General features: G+C 70.3%; 16 protein-coding genes. 5 read left to right on the forward strand and 11 right to left on the reverse strand.

Annotation, left to right across the window (positions count from 1 at the left end):
* Window positions 1-14: 14 nt before the first annotated feature.
* The 3 genes from KF837_14400 to KF837_14410 all read right to left on the reverse strand — a co-directional run bounded on the left by KF837_14400 (window position 15) and on the right by KF837_14410 (window position 1,794).
* Complete coding sequence (locus KF837_14400; GenBank protein MBX3228507.1) at window positions 15-605, reverse strand: hypothetical protein; 591 nt, start codon at window positions 603-605, stop codon at window positions 15-17.
* A gap of 110 nt (window positions 606-715) precedes the next feature.
* On the reverse strand, window positions 716-1,039 hold the full coding sequence (locus tag KF837_14405) for a hypothetical protein (protein MBX3228508.1): 324 nt from the start codon (window positions 1,037-1,039) through the stop codon (window positions 716-718).
* Entirely contained in the window at window positions 1,036-1,794 is a 759-nt protein-coding gene (locus KF837_14410) for a sigma-70 family RNA polymerase sigma factor (protein ID MBX3228509.1), read from the reverse strand. Before KF837_14410 ends, KF837_14405 begins: the two co-directional genes overlap by 4 nt.
* Window positions 1,795-1,835: 41 nt before the next feature.
* Here KF837_14410 and KF837_14415 point away from each other — a divergent pair, with 41 nt between their 5' ends.
* Complete coding sequence (locus tag KF837_14415) at window positions 1,836-5,756, forward strand: hypothetical protein (GenBank protein ID MBX3228510.1); 3,921 nt, start codon at window positions 1,836-1,838, stop codon at window positions 5,754-5,756.
* A 30-nt stretch (window positions 5,757-5,786) separates the two neighbouring features.
* On the opposite strand, the gene KF837_14420 is transcribed toward KF837_14415, so the two are convergent.
* The 7 genes from KF837_14420 to KF837_14450 form a co-directional block, all read right to left on the reverse strand.
* Window positions 5,787-6,008: a hypothetical protein gene (locus tag KF837_14420; protein ID MBX3228511.1), complete on the reverse strand. Its 222-nt coding sequence runs from the start codon at window positions 6,006-6,008 to the stop codon at window positions 5,787-5,789.
* Between the two features lie 38 nt (window positions 6,009-6,046).
* Window positions 6,047-6,316, reverse strand: coding sequence for a hypothetical protein (locus tag KF837_14425; GenBank protein MBX3228512.1), 270 nt, complete (start codon window positions 6,314-6,316; stop codon window positions 6,047-6,049).
* Complete coding sequence (locus tag KF837_14430; protein MBX3228513.1) at window positions 6,309-6,692, reverse strand: hypothetical protein; 384 nt, start codon at window positions 6,690-6,692, stop codon at window positions 6,309-6,311. Before KF837_14430 ends, KF837_14425 begins: the two co-directional genes overlap by 8 nt.
* A gap of 125 nt (window positions 6,693-6,817) precedes the next feature.
* Window positions 6,818-7,540: a hypothetical protein gene (locus KF837_14435; GenBank protein MBX3228514.1), complete on the reverse strand. Its 723-nt coding sequence runs from the start codon at window positions 7,538-7,540 to the stop codon at window positions 6,818-6,820.
* Window positions 7,541-7,558: 18 nt separating this feature from the next.
* A complete protein-coding gene (locus tag KF837_14440; GenBank protein ID MBX3228515.1) occupies window positions 7,559-10,102 on the reverse strand; it encodes a YncE family protein in 2,544 nt (847 codons plus the stop codon).
* A 101-nt stretch (window positions 10,103-10,203) separates the two neighbouring features.
* Window positions 10,204-10,482 (reverse strand): hypothetical protein, encoded by a 279-nt coding sequence (locus KF837_14445; GenBank protein MBX3228516.1) that lies wholly within the window; start codon window positions 10,480-10,482, stop codon window positions 10,204-10,206.
* Entirely contained in the window at window positions 10,479-12,158 is a 1,680-nt protein-coding gene (locus KF837_14450; protein ID MBX3228517.1) for a serine/threonine protein kinase, read from the reverse strand. Before KF837_14450 ends, KF837_14445 begins: the two co-directional genes overlap by 4 nt.
* A gap of 151 nt (window positions 12,159-12,309) precedes the next feature.
* On the opposite strand from KF837_14450, the gene KF837_14455 reads away from it, so the two are divergent.
* Window positions 12,310-12,549: a hypothetical protein gene (locus tag KF837_14455; GenBank protein MBX3228518.1), complete on the forward strand. Its 240-nt coding sequence runs from the start codon at window positions 12,310-12,312 to the stop codon at window positions 12,547-12,549.
* A gap of 225 nt (window positions 12,550-12,774) precedes the next feature.
* Here the strand turns inward: KF837_14455 and KF837_14460 are convergent, their stop codons facing one another.
* Complete coding sequence (locus KF837_14460; protein ID MBX3228519.1) at window positions 12,775-13,503, reverse strand: HAD family hydrolase; 729 nt, start codon at window positions 13,501-13,503, stop codon at window positions 12,775-12,777.
* A gap of 202 nt (window positions 13,504-13,705) precedes the next feature.
* On the opposite strand from KF837_14460, the gene KF837_14465 reads away from it, so the two are divergent.
* From KF837_14465 to KF837_14475, 3 genes are read left to right on the forward strand one after another with little or no spacing between them, the layout of a single operon-like run.
* Window positions 13,706-15,379: an ABC transporter ATP-binding protein gene (locus KF837_14465; protein ID MBX3228520.1), complete on the forward strand. Its 1,674-nt coding sequence runs from the start codon at window positions 13,706-13,708 to the stop codon at window positions 15,377-15,379.
* On the forward strand, window positions 15,376-16,695 hold the full coding sequence (locus tag KF837_14470) for an HlyD family efflux transporter periplasmic adaptor subunit (protein MBX3228521.1): 1,320 nt from the start codon (window positions 15,376-15,378) through the stop codon (window positions 16,693-16,695). The genes KF837_14465 and KF837_14470 overlap by 4 nt, the downstream gene beginning before the upstream one ends.
* Window positions 16,692-18,485, forward strand: coding sequence for a TolC family protein (locus KF837_14475; protein MBX3228522.1), 1,794 nt, complete (start codon window positions 16,692-16,694; stop codon window positions 18,483-18,485). Before KF837_14470 ends, KF837_14475 begins: the two co-directional genes overlap by 4 nt.
* Window positions 18,486-18,581: the final 96 nt, after the last annotated feature.

Below are 18,581 nucleotides of genomic sequence, written 5' to 3' on the forward strand. Positions count from 1 at the left end.
TCCCTCGCCTGTCTTCAGAGGCTCCCGCCGGCGCCCATCCCGCCGCCCGCGCCGTCCCCTCCGCCGATCCCGCCGGGCGAGCCTTCGCCCTCGCCCGTGCTCCAGGTCGGCATCTCGAGGTACGCGGCGGCCCGATGCTCCGCCGCGCCGTCGACGTAGCCGAGGAGGCCCTCGAGCGTCCGCCCGTGGCAGCGCGCGTCGGTCGACGGGAAATGATAGACGCCGGACGGATAGCGACTGCCGCGGCATCGGTAGAGAGGAACACCTGCGGCCGCGTTCAGGTATCCGAGGACGCCGAGGCGCGCGTGCCCTTCGCACGACGGATCGTGCGACGGCATCAGACCTCCGCTCGTCCAGCACGCGAAGAGCGCGATCTCTCCCGTCGCTCGGATCGAAAAGCGCGCCTCCTCCACCATCCCGTCCGGCGCCTTGCCGATCGTCGTCCAGATGCGTCCGTCGCCCGAGCTCCGCACGAGGGCGAGCGCCCCGCCCGCGGTCTCGTACCTGCCCTCGTCCACGCCGGCCGCGTCCTCCTCCTCCGGCGCGCACCCCAGCGCGAAGACGGCGAGAACGAGGACATGCATCCACCAGGCGAGCTTCTTCATCGACGGCCTCCACCCGCCGACGCAGCACCGCGCGTGCCGTTCGGTGGATCGCCGGAACTGCCCGTGATCGCTGCGCGCCTCCGACTTCGTGGACGACAGTCCACCAAGGCTCAGCGGAGGCTGAACCCCGTCGGGCCGAGCGCGAGGTAGACCGCGACGATCGTGACCAACATCACGCCCGCGACGAGGACGTAGCTGATCTTCGCCTGCGACGTGCTCCAGCCGTCGCCGTAGAACTTGCCCTTCGAGCGCTTGCGGAGCTTCCGCTGCACCGACGCGAGGAGCTCCGCGTCCTTCGACGGCGCCGGGAGGTCGTCGTCGACCTTCGCGAGCGAGCGCTTGAGGAGCGACGACATCGCGCCCGCGCCCTCCTCGGCCTCGAGCGCGGCGAGCTCCTCCTCCGTCAGGTCCCGATCTTCCGCTTCGCTGCTCATCCGACCTTCTCGCCGAGCTCCTTCTCGACCATCTCTTTCAACTGCGCGCGCGCGCGGAAGATCCTGCTCTTGACTGTACCAGCCGCGAGGCCCGTGATCTGCTCGATCTCCTCGTAGCTGAGCTCCTCCACGTCGCGGAGGATGAGGCACTCGCGGAACGTCGGATCGATCTTCTGGATCGCGTCCTGGACGATCTTCTCGACCTGCTTGCCGCCGAGCGCCTCGTCGGGGCGCTCGATGACGGCGACGTTCGCGCGCCGCGCCTCGCCGAGCGGCACGCGCTCCGCGATCGCCTCGAGCTCGTCCTGCTCGCCGGCGTGACGCACGCGGAGGTACTTCGTGCGGTTCTTACAGAGGTTGACCGCGATGCGGTAGATCCACGTCGACAGCTTCGACTCGCCGCGGAACGTGGAGATCGCCTTGAAGACCTGGACGAAGACCTCCTGCGTGAGGTCCTCCGCCTCCGCTTTGTTCCCGAGCATGCGGAGGACGAGCGCGGAGACGCGCCGCCCGTAGGTGCTCACGAGCTCGTTGAACGCACGCTCGTCGCGCGCGACGAGGCGCTCGATCAGCTTCGCTTCGAGCTCGTCCGGGAGCGCCACGTCGGGCCATGGTGAACTAGGTTCGGGTTCGAGTGCAAAGTCCTCTTCGCTCCAGAGGTCAGAAGGAGAATCCGAAGCTGCGGCGAACACCTCGCTGACGGAGACAGAGCCGCGGAGGGAAAGTTCCACCGGCAAATTTCCCCATCCGTCGATGTTGCTTTTGGAGAGGTCGCCATGGCGCTAATTGTGGGACCATGCATGCAAGGCGCACGGCGCGAGATGCCTTCCTGTCCTCCCACGAGGACGACGGCTTCTTCGCGCCCCGCCGCGGCGACATCGTCCTCCGGACCCACGCCGCCGCGCGCGTCTTCGCCGATCGTCTGAACCGCCGCCCCGGCGCCAAGCAGACGCTCCAGGCCTCCGAGCTCGCGGCGCTGTCGCTCCTCCACGAGATGATGCACGCCGTCATCGAGCGCTACCGCGTCCGCTTCCCCGACAGCTTCACGCGCCTGATGAAGGTGCTCGACGCGGCGATGGGCGAGCAGGCGAAGGTGGTCCTCGTCGACTTCGTCGCCGCGTTCCCGCCGCCGATCGTCTACCGCGGCTTCAAGCGCGAGAACGACTACACGCCGGCGCGCTGGCTCGAGCGCGCGGGCCCCGACATCCGCACCGAGATCGACGAGGAGCTCCTCCTCTTGTGGGTGACGAGCCAGAACGAGGCGTACGCGCCGATCGCGGACGTCGTCGGCGACGCGGGGCTCGGCCTCCGGTACCGCACGTTCATCGGCGCCGCGCGGCAGTTCTTCGAGACGGAGCCCGCCTTCGGACCGAACGGCGAGACGCTGCTGGAGCTCCTGCTCGAGCCCGGCGGCCACGGCAGCATCTGGGAGCAGCTCGACTGGGTCGACCAGGAGTGGACCGAGACGCTCGGGATGTCGGACCACCCGTCGTTCCAGAAGCGCGGCGGCGTCGAGGACCTGAAGAAGGACGAAGGCCGCTGGTTCACGAAGGGCGGCCCCGGTCCGGGCGAGCCGCTGCTCGAGGCGATGCGCTTCGGGAGGAAGGGCGAAGAGAAGGCGCAGTTCAGCCCCGACCTGAACTGGATGCCCCAGGTCGTCCTCATCGCGAAGAGCGTCTACGTCTGGCTCGATCAGCTCTCGAAGAAGTACGAGCGCGAGATCCGCCGCCTCGACCAGATCCCCGACGAGGAGCTCGACATCCTCCGCGCGCGCGGCATCACCGGCCTCTGGCTCATCGGCCTCTTCGAGCGATCGAACGCGTCGCGTCGCGTCAAGCAGATGCGCGGCGACACGGAGGCGCTCGCGAGCGCGTACTCGCTCTACGGCTACGACATCGCGCACGAGCTCGGCGGCGTGCCGGCGTGGCGGAACCTCCGCGATCGCGCGTGGGTGCGCGGCGTCCGCCTCGCGGCGGACATGGTCCCGAACCACGTCGGCGTCGACGGCCAGTGGGTGATGAACCACCCCGACTGGTTCCTCCAGGCGAAGCGCCCGCCGTACCCGAACTACCGCTACGGCGGCCCCGACCTCTCGAGCGATCCGCGCGCGTCGGTCCAGATCGAGGACGGCTACTGGAGCATGACCGACGCGGCGGTGACGTTCCGGCGCGTCGACCGCCACACCGGCGAGGAGCGCTTCATCTACCACGGCAACGACGGCACGAGCATGCCGTGGAACGACACCGCCCAGCTCGACTACACGAACCCGGAGGTCCGGCGCGCGGTCATCGAGACGATCCTCCACGTCGCGGGCATGTTCCCGATCATCCGCTTCGACGCGGCGATGACGCTCGCGAAGAAGCACGTCCAGCGGCTCTGGTTCCCGCTCCCGGGGCAGGGGGCGGGGGCGATCCCGTCGCGCGCGGACTACTCCATGACGGAGGAGGAGTTCGACGCCGCGATCCCGATCGAGTTCTGGCGCGAGGTCGTGGACACCTGCGCCCAGCGCGCGCCGGACACGCTCCTCCTCGCGGAGGCGTTCTGGATGATGGAGGGCTACTTCGTCCGCACGCTCGGGATGCACCGTGTCTACAACTCCGCCTTCATGAACATGCTCAAGCGGGAGGAGAACCAGAAGTACCGCGAGACGATCACGAACGTCCTCGACTTCGATCCGGAGATCCTGAAGCGCTTCGTCAACTTCATGAACAACCCGGACGAGGACACCGCGATCTCGCAGTTCGGTGACGGGGACAAGTACTTCGGCGTCTGCGCGATGATGGCGACGCTGCCCGGCCTCCCGATGATCGGCCACGGCCAGATCGAGGGCTTCCGCGAGAAGTACGGGATGGAGTACGCGCGCGCGAAGTTCGACGAGTGGATCAACGGCCACCTCGTCGCGCGGCACGAGAAGGAGATCTTCCCGCTCCTCCATCGTCGCTGGATGTTCAGCGGCGTCGACCACTTCGCGATCTACGACTTCGACGTCGGCGGCGTCGTCGACGAGGACGTCTTCGCGTACTCGAACGGCGCCGGCGCCGCGCGCGCGCTCGTCATCTTCCACAACCGCCAGAAGATGACGCGCGGCCTCATCAAGCGGAGCACCCACCGCGAGCACCTCGCGAACGAGCTCGGCGTCGATCCGACGGCCGGAGAGTGGCTCGTCGTCCGCGACGTCCCGCACGGCCTCGAGTACCTCTACAGCGTCGCCGACCTCGTCGTGAACGGCATCCCGTGGCAGCTCGGGCCGTACGAGTACCACGTGCTCTCGGACTTCCGGCAGGTCGAGGCCTCGCTCGATCTCCCCTACGATCGGCTCGCGCTCGAGCTGAACGGCGAGGGCGTGCCCGACGTCGACTTCGCCGCGCGCGAGCTCTACCTCCGCCCCCTCCACGCGCCGCTGCGCGAAGCGTGCGGCAAGGGCCACACCGGCTACCTCGCGGCGCAGCTCGACGCGCCGGACGACGCCGCCGCGCGCGCGTCGATCGAGGAGAAGCTCGGTCACTTCGCGGACGGCCTCGAGTGGATGCTCTCCCGCCGCGCCGGTCGCGACGTCACGCTCGATCGCGCCGCCGCGCTCCAGGCCGCCGGCGATCGCTTCGCGAAGCTCCACGCCTTCGCGCGCGCGAAGGTCCCGCCGGACGACCAAGCGCTGCCGGCGAGCGAGCGCGCCGCGACGGTGATGCACGTCGACATGCTCCTCGCGGCGATCCACGTCGAGGCGGCGATCGAGCTCCTCGCGGAGGCGGACCGCGCGGTGGCGATCGCGATGTACCTTCCCGCGCCGCTGCCGCTGCCGATCCGGCCCGATCCGTCGCGGCCGAAGTTCCCGATCTCGTCGCGGCGTCTCCTCGACTCGTCGCGGAAGCTCCTCGAGTCGCAGCCGGCGCTCGAGGAGCCTGCGATCGTGGACGAGGTCCCGCCCGCGTCGGCGTCCGCAGCCGAGACGCTCCCGGACCTCGAGGCGGAGAGATCGGCGCCGGAGCTCCCGGCCGAGGTCGAGCCGATCGCGGAGGCGGCGAGCGTCACCGCCGCCGCCGTCGGCGCGGGCGCGCTCTCGAACGAGGCGAGCACGGCGGTCGGCGCGGTGGAGCCCACCGAAGCGGCGGCGGAGACGAGCGCGGCGGTCGGCGCGGTGGAGCCGCCGGAAGCGGCGGCCGAGGCGAGCACCGCGGTCGGCGCGGTGGAGCCGCCGGAAGCGGCGGCCGAAGCGAGCGCGGCGGTCGGCGCGCCGCACGCCGAGGCGACGTCCGAGTCGAAGAAGCCGTCGTCGCCGGCGGCGTTGCAAGCGCCCGTGCCGCCGTCGTCGGCGACGCGGGAGGGGCTCATCGCCGAGTGGCAGCTCGCGAACCCGGTCGTCGCGGGGTTCGCGACGATCGCCGGCGAAGACGAGGCGCGCCGTCGCGCCGCGATCGTGATCCTCGGCGCGACGCTGCCGTCGTCGTCGCTCGCGTCGTCGCTGCGGCTCGCGCTCGGCACGAAGCGCGGTCGTCAGCTCATGAACGTGCACGAGGCGAACGGCGTCTTCTGGCTCACGCAGGAGCGCTACGAAGAGCTCGCGCGATTCCTCGGCGAGCGCGAGGCCGCCAACGGCTCGCTGACCCCGGCCGAGGCGGACGCGCGTTTGCAAGAGGTCGTCGACGTCGCCGTCCGCGAAGGCTTCAAGGCGCAGGAGATCGCGTGGTCCCTCGACGCCGTCATCGCGGCGGGCCGCTGAGCGAGACTACGCGCACTGGCGCGAGCGGTATCAACGCCGGTTCTTGTCGACGACGGCGAACGCGATGAGGACGAAGGCGGCGAGGCGGACGAGGTAGACGTACGGCTGGCTCTCGCGGCCGAACGCGACGAGCACGAGCATCGCGCGGTTGAGCGCCATGCCGACGAAGGCGATCGCGAAGAGGACGAAGAGCCGGTCGCGCGTCTCGCGCCAGAACCGGAGGAAGTAGGCGGCGGCGATGAGGAACGCCATCGTCGAGCCGCCGGTGATGAAGGCGTGGAGCACGTTCGTCATCGCGTCCCCTCGTTCCGCCAGACGAGACCGACGAGCAGCGCGACGACCGACGCGAGCGACGAGGCGTCGCGATAGATGATGAGGCTCACCGTGTCCTCGGTGAACAGCTCGTCGACCACGAGCAGCACGTTGTTGAAGAAGAGCCCCGCGAAGCAGATCGTGCTCCACAAGAGGAGCTGCGACTTGCTCTCGCGGTACGCGCGGAGCAGGAGGAGTGCGCAGACGAGGCTCGTCAGCGCACACAAGCCATATACGGCGTCACGCATCTCCGTCCCCCTTCTTGTTGCCCCGGATCAAGAATGCGTTGGCGAAGGCACGGACGGGATCTTTTCCGTCCCGTGAGATGAGCGCAGCCACGACGTCGCTGCGGCGCAATCGGTTCAGGTCGGCGACCTCGCGGAGGACTTCGTCGATCGCGGGGCTGATCGGCTTGTACGCATACAGGAGGTCGTTGCCGATGCTCACCGTGAGGAAGCCACGTCCACACAGGATCGCCAGGTCCTGCTCGACGCTCGCGGTCGGCAGCTTCAGCGCTGCAGCGAGCGTGCGCGCGGTGAAGGTGTGCGTCGGGTCGGATCGAAGATGGAGAAGGACGTCTAGCCGTTCGACCGATTCGATCGAAGACGTGAGGAGCCGTGCCACATGCTCGGGTATCTTCTCCGACACGTATTCGGTTTGAGCTTCAACGAAGCGGGCGCTCTTCGGAAGAGGAGGTTTGTCGCAGAACGCTGCGGGCGTGTTGCCCTCCTCATCTACTTCTTCTTCATCTACTCGAACTGGGAGGACGAGCTCAGGATGCCGCCTGGCGTGAAGCGATCGAACGTGTCGCTGATGACCTGGCCGTCGTAGGCGGTGACGCGAAGCGTGAATTTTCCTTCACCGAAGCCGGATGCATCCGTCAGCGTGCCGTCGGTGCCGCGCTCGAGCGGGGTCCACGTCGACGCGGCGGCCTTCTTGACCTCCACCGTCTTCAGCGGGAGGCGCGCCCCGCGCACCCACAGGCTCGTCCAGTACGGGTTCGCCTCGGTCTGGAACTGATAGCGGAGCTTCTCGTTCGACGGCGCGCACTTCACGAGCGACCAGGTCATCCGCCGCGGGTACTCCCCGTCGAAGACCTGATCGAACGCCTTTTGGCTGAGATCGACGTCGTTGGGCCCGACCGTCTCGCCGGTCGTGATGACGCGCGCCGTGACCGACTTGCCGCGCGCGGTCTTGATCGTCACGCACGTATCGCAGAGCGCGCCGTTGCCGTTGAAGCGCAAGGCGAGGCCGGCGAGGAGGTCGCCGATGCTCGCCTCGACCTCGGGCGGGTAGGGCGCGCACGAGTTCCAGAACGAGCCGTGGAACGCGACCGGCCCGAGGTTGTAGTCGCCGGCGTGCTGCTCGCCGATCGCGGTCGCGACCGGCGCGGTCGAGAACCCACCCGAAGACGGCGACGCTCCGCAAGCGAGGAGCATCGCCGTCCCGAGGAGCACGCGCGCGTGAGCCACGTGCGCAGTATATCGCGCTCAGTTCGCCGGGCAGACGTCGAAGCCGGCGGCGACGGTGGCCTCCGCCGTCGTCGCGTCGATCGACTCGACGAACGCGATGAGGTCGGCGCGGTTCGTGCCGCTCGCCGGGTCGAAGTTCGGATTGCCCGCCGTCCAGTGCGCCTTGAAGCGATCGTCGGTGAAGAGCGCGGTGAGCGTCGCGGCCTGACCGTGATGCAGGTACGGCGCGCCGAGCGTCACGCCGTACAGCGACGGCACGTTGTAGCCGGTGAAGCCCTGCGCGCGCGGGTCCGCGCCGCCGCGCCGTTCGAGCGCCTCGGTCACGGTGACGTCGAGCGCGCCGCCGGCCTGGCGGACGCCGAACGTGCCGACGTCACGGATGACGCACGAGCCCTGACCGGGTGCGCGCGCCGTGTCGTCGGGCGCCGCCGCGCCGGCGGGCGGCGTCTGGGTGGAGATCTGCGTCGTGTTCTTCGTGAGGAACGGGCCGATGCCGGCCGCCGGCGTGACGCCGGGCGCCGGGAACGCGAGCGCGCCGAAGGTGGCGGTGCCCCCGTTGCTCGGGTTGTAGGGGCGGCGCGAGATCGTCCAGCCGCCGCCGCCGTGGCACTTCGAGCAGCCGCCCGTGTCGCCCTTGAAGAGATCAGCGCCGCGCTGGACCGCCCCCGCGTCGAGGAACTTCTTGCCCTGCGCGGGCACGATGCTCTTCACGTACTCGTTGATGTCGTCCCAGTCGGTGCGGCCGCATCGCTCCTGACCGGCCGGCGTGTCGCCGATGACGCCGTCGGCGAGGTCCTTGTTCGAGAGCTGGAGCCCGCCCGGGAGCACGCCCGCGTTCACGCGGCGGACCTCCTGGCCGAGCTGCCCGCAGCTGCCGGTCGGGGCGTTCGTGATCGCTCCCTTGCCGCCCGACGTGCCGCGCGTGTTCGCCTCGAAGTCGTGCATCTCGTCGATGATGCCGGTCCAGTTGAAGAAGCGCTGGCGGCCTGCGCCGGTCGCGCCGTGCGTGAACGAGCCGTCGAGCGACGTGCTCTGGCGCGGCCCGGCCGCGAACGTCCAGGTCACGTTGTCGCTGAGGCCGTCCGGGTGGCAGGAGCCGCACGACGACCACGCCTGGCCGTTCGCGGTCGGCTCCGCCGCGGCGGTGCCGTTTCCGGACCAGCGACCGCGGCCGGTGAAGAAGAAGTGGCGGCCGCGATCGATCGCGGTCGTCGCCGGCGCGGTCGACTCCTTCACGTCAGCGACGGACTGGCTCGTGAAGTCGAGGATCGCCATGCGGTGTGAGCCCCAGCAGTTGACGTAGCCCTTCTGGAGCTTTTCGCCGATCGCGATGCCGGTGGGGTTGTGGCACGCCTTGACGTCGGAGGCGGAGGGGTTGCCCTGGACGTCGATCTGCGCCGCCTGCGTCGCTCCGATCGAGAGCTCCGCGCCGCTGTAGTCGATGCGCTGGACGACGTCGGCGCCGCGCGACACCGCGTACGCGACCTTGAGGCCCGGCACGAAGTCGACGTCGACGACGTCGGCGAGGAAGAACTTGTTGCCGGCGATCGTCTTCTTCTGCACCGCTTGCGTGAGGTTCGCGGTGCCGTTCGCGCCGGTGACCTCCGCCTTGGTCGCGAGATCGCCGACGTGCATCACGGCGTAGAGGTTCTGATCGAAGCGGAGGGGGAGCGCCGGCGACGACGAGATCGACGGGACGAAGACCTGCGTGCCGTTGATCGCGACGGCGTGGAGCTGGTTCGGCTGCGTCTTCTCCTCGAACGTCGCGCCGTCGAGCGGCGCGGTGTCGTTCGTGAACGGCTGGAAGTCGATCTTGCCCTTGTCGCTGCCGTCGACGCCGAAGAGGCGCACGCGGCCGATGCGGCCGTCGTTTGCCGTCTCTTTGCCCGCGACGGGCTCGCCGAAGAACTCGGTGACGACCACGGTCTCGTCCGCCTCGTCGTCGTCGAGGTCGTTCGTGACCGCGATCGCGCGCGGGTTGCGCACCGCGCCGGCGATCGCGGTGCGCGTGCCGGCGGCGGTGTCGATGACGCTGACGCTGCCCTCCGCGAGCTCCGCGACGAAGAGCTTGGAGCCGCGCGGCGAGAGCGCGATGCCGGTCGGCTCCGAGCCGACGTTGATCGGCGCGCCGACCGCGGGCGTCGCCGTGTCGATGCCGGTGATCTTCACCACCGTCGCGGTGCCACGGTTCGCGACCCACGCCGTCTTGCTGTCGCTCGCGATGACGATCGCGGAAGGCGCGGCGCCGGTCCCGGTCTTCACGACCGAGAGGCGCGCGTTGTCACTCGTCTGGAAGAACGAGACGGAGCCATCCTCCGGGTTCACCATGCCGACGATCGCGTCGTCGTCGCTGATCGCGATCGTCCCCGACTTCGACGCGCGCTTCGCGGTGGCGCCGAGCGGCGGCGGCGTGACGACGTCCGAGCCCGAGTCCTCCGGCGGCGTGATGACGCTCGTGTCGGGCCCTGCGTCGTCGACCGGCGCGGCGGGGGGCGAATCGTCGTCACCGCAGCCACCCGCGAGACCCGCGAACACCGTCGCCGCGACGGTGGCGGACAACATGATACTGGATTTCAATTTCATATAAGAACCCTCCTTCGTACAAACTCGAAACCGCTCAAGCTACCACGGCTCACTACCGGTGCGTCGCCGGCGCGATTCGTTCACGAGCGGAGGTTTCGCCGGATCACGAGCGCCGAGACCACCGCGCCGATCGCGGCGACGCCGACCGCGACGAAGAGGAGGATCCACACCGCGCTCGAGTCGCGCTGCTGTCCGCCGGGCGGGCAATAGACGTAGGTGACGGGCTCGCTTTCGGTCGCCGCGCGCTCGCAGGTGATCTCGAGGCCGTCGCCGATCGCGAGGCCCTGACATCCTCGATCGTCCGCCGCGCACGCGCGCCCGGCGCTCGAGCACTTCCGCTCGACGCTGCACGGGCTCACCGCCGTCGCTTCCCCTTCGGCGCCGGCTCGGGCGGGGGCGGGAGCGGATGGAGATCGATCGTGACGAGGATGCTGCGCTCGAACGTGATCGTCTCTTCGCGCGGCTCGTGGCCGGGGGCCTCGACGCGGATCGTGTGCTGGGCGGCGTCGCGCGGGCGCTTGCCGATCGCGGGGTTCGGGAGCGTCGCGCCGTCGACGATGATCTTCGCGTCCGCCGGCATCGCGCGGATCGTGTAGTCGATCTCCTCGATCTCCTCGGTCTCCTCGGGCTTCGGCGGCGGAGCCGGGGCCGGCGCGGGCTCGTCGATCTCGACCGCGGGCGGGGCCTGCTTCTTCGCGCGGAGCACGAGGAGGCCGCCGGCGGCGCCGGCGAGGAGCACGGTCCCGAGCGCGATCGACACGACGACGAGCGCGACGTTGCTCGTGCGCGGGGCGGGCGGCAGCGGAGCGGCGGCGGCGATCGACGCGGCGGCGGCGTGCACGACGGGCGCGCTCATCGTCTCCGGGCGCGGCGGCTGCACCGGAGTCCCGAGCCCGCGGTAGGTCTCGCCCGAGATGGCCGCGTTCGGGGGCCCGAACATCGAGCCCGGCGGGATCGTCTCCTGCGCGTCGACCGTGAAGCCGAACGGCAGCTTCTGGAGCGGCATCGTGTGCTCGTCCGTCGAGCCGAGGCGCCGGAAGCGGGCGAGCTGCTCCTCCACCGCGTGCGTGATCTTCGCGCGCGTCGAGGCGAAGACCTCCGCGACGTACGCGCCGACGTCGCGCGCGCTCGCGTCCTGCGTCGAGAGCAGCCACGCCTCGAGCTCGTCGGCCATCGCGTCCGCGGTCGGGTACCGATTCTCGCGCTCGTGCGCCATCGCGCGCGCGCAGATCTCGGCGAGCCGCGGCGGCGCCGACGGCGCGACGTGGAGCACGTGGGGGAGGCGTCCCTCCGCGAGCATCATCAGCTTGTCGTCGCCCTTGCGGAACAGGCGGCGGCGCGTGAGCGCCTCGTGGAGCATGACGCCGACCGAGAACACGTCGGCGCGGCGATCGACCTCCTCGCGGCACGCTTGCTCCGGCGCCATGTATTCGAGCTTGCCCTTGAAGTCCTCGGGCCGCGCCTCGGCCGCGAGCGCGGCCTTCGCGATGCCGAAGTCGAGCACCTTCACCCCGCCGGCCCACGCGATCATGACGTTCTGCGGTGAGACGTCGCGATGGACGACGTTGAGCGGCTTGCCGTCGAAGTCGCGGAGGTCGTGCGCGTAGTGGAGACCGCGCAGCGTGTCGACGAGGATGCGGAGGTGGAACGAGAGCGGGGGTGGCAGCGCGTCCTTCTTGCGTGCGACGCGCACGTAGGGGACGCCTTCGAGGAACTCCATCGCGATGAAGTGGAGGCCGGTCTTCTCGTCCGTGCCGACCTCGAGCGTCTGGACGACGTTCGGATGATTGAGCCGCGCGGCGAGGCGCGCCTCGTCCATGAACATCTTCACGAACGACGGGTCTTGCGCGAGGTCGGGGCGGAGCTGCTTGATGACGACGAGCTTCTCGAAGCCCACGTCCTGCGTCACCGCGAGGTACACGTCGGCCATCCCGCCCTCGGCGAGCATGCCGATGTACCGGTACTTCCCCACCCCTCGGATCGCCTCGCCCGTCGCGGGGACGACGCGGATGCTGGACAGGCTATTGGCGTTCACGCGTAGCGCCCGGAGCGTAGCACCCCGCCCCGCCGTGGGCGTTCTTGCCATGCAGGATTGCCCCGCTCTCCCCGCATATTTTCGAGGGTTCGCGGGCTTCGAGCCCGGAACACGCGTTGCACGATCCCGCCGCAGTGCTATGAGGCCCGCCATGAAGCTCGGCGCGTTGATGGTCGTGGTCTCCGCGATGGCCGCGTGCGCCCCCAAACCCGCGGCGCCCCCGACCTCGACCACACAGCTCACCTCCGCCGAAATCACCCCCGCCGAAGACGCCCCCAAGACCGGCAAGCCCCAGCTCGCAAAAGGCCTCGACGCCGCCATCGACGACGAAGCAAAGCCCTCGAAAGACTCCCCCCGCAAACCCGGCGGCGGCTTCAGCGGCTACAAGTAGAGCCACCCGAAAGGGGCCGGCGCCGGGCCCGCGAGTCGCGCGTCGCGGCCGCCAAGAACGTGGGCCGCGAGCGTCGCGGTCGGCCCGCCGAGCGTCGCGTCCAAAAGGGGCCCCAGAAGCGGCCGCGAATGCGGGCGCGAAGCGCCCCGAGCGCAAAGCGCGAGGGCCGTGTCTGGGGTGGGGGTGTCGGGGGCGAAGCCCCCGACGTTGAGTAGCCCCGTTTGCCTACGCGCTCTCTGCGATCCGGCGCGTCCGCACACGCACGGGCGACGGCGGCGGGAGCGAGTCGCGGTCGAGCGCGAGGGGGGAGCGATCGAGGTTCGCGGCGAGGTCGGCCGGATCGTCGTAGAGCGCGACCGCACCGGCGAGGTCCTGATCGCTCCAGTACCCGCCGCAGCGAAGCGCGATCGTGATCACGCCGGCTTTGTGCGCGGCCTCCACGTCGTACGGCGTGTCGCCGAGCATCACGGCCTCGTCCGGCTCGAGGCCGAGCCGTTCGAGCGCGACCTGGACGAGGTCGGCGTCCGGCTTCGAGCGATCGGCGTCGTCGGCGCAGATGACCTCGTCCATGAGGTCGGCCACGCCGGCGGCGCGGAGGAGATCGGCGATGTCCGCCGCGCTCGACGAGGAGACCGCGGCGCAGACCAGGCCGCGCGAACGAAGGAGGTCGACGAGCATGCGCGCCCCGTGAAACGGCCCGAGATCCGCGAGGTAGTGCGCCTTCAAGATGCTCGCGCGCAGCCTGGATACGGTCTTTCCCTGCGGCGACTCGTGATCGATGCGCGCGACCTCGGCGAGGAGCTTGTCGCCGCCCATGCCGATTTTCGATCGCACCATCTCGAAGGGCACGTCGTGGCCGTGGCCACGCAGCGCCTCGACCCATGCGTGCGCATGCGCGTCGTTGCTCTCGAGAAGCGTCCCGTCGACGTCGAACAGTACCGCTCGGACCCGCATGCTCCCTCTCCTGTCGTTTCACGGAATGCAGCGGTCGTGCCTGAGAGAGCTCGAGCGTCGGGGATCGCCGACACCGTTTGTCGGCAAAACGCGACGGTTTCGCGGGTTTGTCTCGAAAAACAACGAAGAAATCGCCGGTTACGTCATTGCCGGACGGCATGATTCGTGGTGAGTAACCGCGTCCTTCTCGGAGGGGACGCGCATGTCTTCGTCTGCCGCTCATCCGGCGCCTGCTCATCGCCTCTACCGGTGGATTCAGTCCGACCGGAACGACATGCTGCTCGTCTTCCTTTACGCCGTCGCGTCGAGCATCGTCGCGTTGACGATCCCCGTGACCGTGCAGGCGATGGTCAACACCGTCGCGTTCGGCACCGTCATCCAGCCCGTCGTCGTCCTCGCGTTCCTCGTGTTCGCCGGCCTCGCGACCGCGGCGCTCTTTCGCGCGCTCCAGGCGCGGCTCGTCGAGACGATCCAGGAGCGCCTCTTCGCGCGCACCGCGCTCCAGCTGAGCCACCGCCTCCCGCGCGTCGACGCCACCGCCCACGAAGACGCGCACGGCCCCGAGCTCGTGAACCGCTTCTTCGACGTCGTCACGATCCAGAAGTCGGGCTCGACGCTCCTCGTCGACGGGAGCGCGCTCGCGCTGCAGACGCTCGTCGGGATGATCGTCCTCGCGTTCTATCACCCGTTCTTGCTCGCGTTCGACGTGCTCCTCGTCCTCGCGATGTTGTTCGTCTTCCTCTGGCTCGGCCGCGGCGCCGAGCGCACCGCGATCGTCGAGTCGAAGGCGAAGTACCAGACCGCGGCGTGGCTCCAGGAGATGATGCGGCACCCGCTGATGTTCAAGGGGACCGGCGGCGAGCGCTTCGCGGTGAGCCGGACCTACGAGCTCACGCAGGAGTACCTGACCACGCGCCGCGCGCACTTCCGCGTGCTCTTCCGCCAGCACGTCGGGGCGCTCGGGTTCCAGGTCGTCTTCTCGTCGCTCCTCATCGCGATCGGCGGCATCCTCGTCATGAACAAGCAGCTCACGCTCGGCCAGCTCGTCGCCGCGGAGCTCATCGTCTCCGGCGTGCTCGCCGGCTTCTCCAAGGTCGGCAAGCAGCTCGAGAGCCTCTACGACATGCTCGCCGGCTTCGACAAGCTGGGGCACCTCCTCGAGCTGCCGCAGGAGACGGGCGGCAAGAGCACCTTCCTCGATCGCTACACCGGGCCGGCTTCGGTCACGGTGCGCGACGTCACCTTCGCCTACCCGGGACGGCGGCTCCTCGAGGGCGCGTCGCTCGAGCTCCGCGCGGGCGAGCGGATCGCGCTCACCGGCGCGAACGGGTCCGGCAAGAGCTCGCTCATGAACCTGTTCTACGGACTCCGCCCTCCGCAGAGCGGCGTGATCGAGATCGACGGCGAGCCGATCCCGACCGTGTCGGTGAAGTCGCTCCGCACGCACGTCGCGATGGTCCGCGGGATCGAGATCTTCGAGGGCACGATCCTCGAGAACGTCATCGCGGGCCGCCCCGAGGTCACCCCCGACGACGCGCGCATCGCGCTCGAGGCGGTGGAGCTCTGGAACGAGGTGAAGCAGTTCCCGCAAGGCGTCGATACGCCGCTCACGTCGTACGGCGCGGGGCTCTCGCTCGGTCAGGCGCGCAAGCTCGTCATCGCGCGCGCGGTCGTCGCGAAGCCGCGGCTGCTCCTCCTCGACGAGTCGCTCGACGACCTCGACGCGCGCACGCGCGAGCGCGTCGCGGGCTACCTCTTCGCGCGCGAGCGCCCGTGGACGATCGTGGTCACGACGCACGACACCGCCACGCTGCGGTACTGCACGCGCACGATCGTGCTCCAAGACGGGCAGCTCCTCGACGGAGGCCGCCCGTGATCCCGCTCTCGTACGACGACGGCCCGGAGGTCGATCGCGATCTCGGGCGGCTCGGTCTCCAGCCGCGCGCGCGCGCCTCGCTGGTCCTCTCCCGCATCATCATCGGGGCGCTCGTGCTCTTCGTCGTGCTCCTCGTGTTCGTGCCGTGGCAGCAGTCGGTCGACGGCGCGGGCCGCGTCATCGCCTACGCGCCGCAAGAGCGGCAGCAGTTCATCGAGGCGCCGATCGAAGGGCGCGTCGTCTCCTGGAACGTCCAGGAGGGCATGAAGGTCAAGAAGGGCGACGTGCTCTGCGAGATGACGGACAACGATCCGCTCGTCCTCTCGCGCATCCAGACCGAGATCGACAGCCTGAAGCAGCGCATCGCGGCGGCGCGCGCGCGCGCGGAGAGCATCGAGAGCCGCATCCAGGAGCTCGAGGCGGCGCGGAAGAGCGCGCTCGACGCCGCGGGCGCGCGCGTGTCGATGGCGAAGAACCGCATCTCGCAGGCGCAGCAGGCGGTCGAGGCGGCGGACACCGCGCTCAAGACGAGCGAGCTGAACTACGAACGGCAGAAGGCGCTCTTCGGCGAGGGCCTCTCGTCGAAGCGGCAGGCCGAGCTCGCCGAGCTCGATCTCGTGAAGACGCGCACCGAGGCCGAGCGCGCGCGCGCGGCGCTCCTCGCGGCGCGGAGCGAGGAGGCGGCCCTCAGCTCCGACCAGCTCAAGGTGATGGCAGACGTCGGCGCGACGATCAACGACGCGCACGCCGGCCGCGCCTCCGCGCTCTCCGACGAGGCGACCGCGAGCGCGGAGCTCGCGCGCACGGAGGGCCGTCTCGCTCGGCAGCAGACCCAGCGCGTCACCGCGCCTCGCGACGGCGTCGTGCTCAGCGTGATCGCGCGGCAAGGCGGCGAGCTCCTCAAGGCGGGGCAGCCGCTCCTCTCCTTCGTCCCCGACACCGACGTGCGCGCGGTGGAGCTCTGGATGTCCGGCAACGACATCCCGCTGATCACGGAGGGCCGTCACGTCCGCATGCAGTTCGAGGGATGGCCGGCGATCCAGTTCACCGGCTGGCCCTCGGTCGCGGTCGGTACCTTCGGCGGGCGCGTCGCGTGGGTCGACGCCGCCGACAACGGGCAGGGGAAGTTCCGCATCGTCGTCGTGCCCGACGACGGCGAGCCGTGGCCGAGCGGCGTGTACCTCCGTCAGGGGACGCGCGTGAACGGGTGGGTCCTCCTGAACCGCGTGCGCCTCGGCTACGAGCTCTGGCGCCAGATGAACGGATTCCCGCCTGCGGTCGCGAACACCGCGCCGGAGAAGAAGAGCGGCAAATGAAGCGCGCGCCGATCGCCCTCGTCCTCGTCCTCGTCCTCGCGAACGCCCGCGTCTTCGCGCAGACCACGCCCTCGGGAGACGCGCCGAACTCACCGCGCCCGGGCGGCAACTCACCGCTCGAGCCGCGGCCGGCGGGGGACTCGCCGCTCGAGCCGCGGCCGGCGGGGCGAACGACGGGCGAGCCGCGTCCGGGCGGGACCGCGCCGCTCGAAGGCGACGGCGTGCACGGTCCCTCGCGCGACACGCCGCTGCCGCGTCCGGCCGACGCCGAGTCGTGGCGCTCGCTGCCGAGCGGCCCCGGCATGGTGCAGCCCGGCGCCGTGCCGGCGGGGAGCGGACCGCGCTCGCCGAGCGGCGCGCCGGTACCGCGCACGCCCGGTCAGCCGGCGACGGGCGACGAGGCGCTCGACCTCCCCGCCACGCCGCGCCCGGTCGTCACGCTCGTTCCCCCGCCGCAGGCGAACACGCCGCTCCTCCTCTCGGAGGTGCTCGCGAGCGTGTCGTCGCGCTTTCCGCTCCTGCTCGCGGAGATGCAGAGCATCACCGCCGCGGACGGCGAGCAGCTCTCGGCCGCGGGCTCGTTCGATCCGAAGTGGCGGACGAAGGCGAGCCTCTTCCCGCTCGGCTACTACCAGTACGGCACCGTCGACAGCTACGTCGAGCAGCCGCTGTACTGGCGCGGCCTCTCGGTGTTCGGCGGCTACCGCATCGGCCAGGGCAAGTTCCCGATCTACTACGACGGCTACCGCACGAACGACCTCGGCGAGGCGCGCGCGGGCGTGCTCGTCCCGCTCCTCCGCGGCGGCGCGACGGACGAGGAGCGCGCGAAGCTCTGGAAGGCGGAGGCCGGCGTCGTCGCGGCGAAGCAGGGCTTCATCGCGACGCAGCTCGATATGCAGCGCAGCGCCGCGTACAAGTACTGGGACTGGGTCGCGGCCGCGAAGAAGCTCGCGATCGCGAAGCAGCTCCTCGATCGCGCGGTCGAGCGGAACACCGCGCTCACGATGCGCGTGCAGCGCGGGGACGCCGCCGCGATCGAGATCACCGACAACGCCCGCACGATCGTGCAGCGCGAGCAGCAGGTCGTCTCGGCGGAGCGTTATCTCACCGCCACGCGGCTCGCGCTCTCGCTCTACCTCCGCGACGAGCGCGGCGATCCCGTCATCCCGTCGCCGGAGCGCGTGCCCCCCGACCTCCCGGAGCCGACGCCGATCGACGCGGCCACGCTCGAGCGCGACCTCTCGACCGCGATGTCGCGGCGCCCCGAGATGAAGCAATACGAGGCGAAGCGGCGGCAATACGAGGTCGAGCGCGACCTCGCGCAGAACGAGCGCTGGCCCGCGCTCAACGTGATGCTCGCGGGCGCGAAGCAGTTCGGCGAGGGCTACCCCGAGCGCCAGCCGGCCGCGCTCGAGGCGGGCGTCTTCCTCGACATCCCGCTCCGCACGCGCAAGGCCGACGGCCGCGCGCGCGCGGCGAACGCGCGCTTCCTCGAGTATGACCTCGAGCTCCGCTACGCGCGCGACAAGATCACGGTGGAGGTCCGCGACGCGGCCGCGGGGGCGGACGCGGCGACGCAGCGCCTCGGCCTCGCGCGCCGCGAGCTCCAGCTCGCGCGTCAGCTCGAGCAAGCGGAGCGCCAGCGCTTCGACCTCGGCGACAGCAACGTCCTCTTCGTGAACATCCGCGAGCAAGGCACGTTCGAAGCAGCGACACGCGAGCTCGACGCGCTCTTCGACCACCAGAAGGCGCTCGCGCTCTACCGCGCGGTCCTCGGCGGTCCGCTTTGACGTTCGAGAGGGCTCTGCCCTCTCGAGCTCTCCCACCGGGGGCCGTCGCGCGGGGACGCGCTCCGCGCCCCCGGGCCCCCCGAGAGGGTGCTCCCA

The sequence above is a fragment of the Labilithrix sp. genome, assembly GCA_019637155.1.
In the GTDB taxonomy this organism is placed as follows: domain Bacteria; phylum Myxococcota_A; class Polyangia; order Polyangiales; family Polyangiaceae; genus Labilithrix.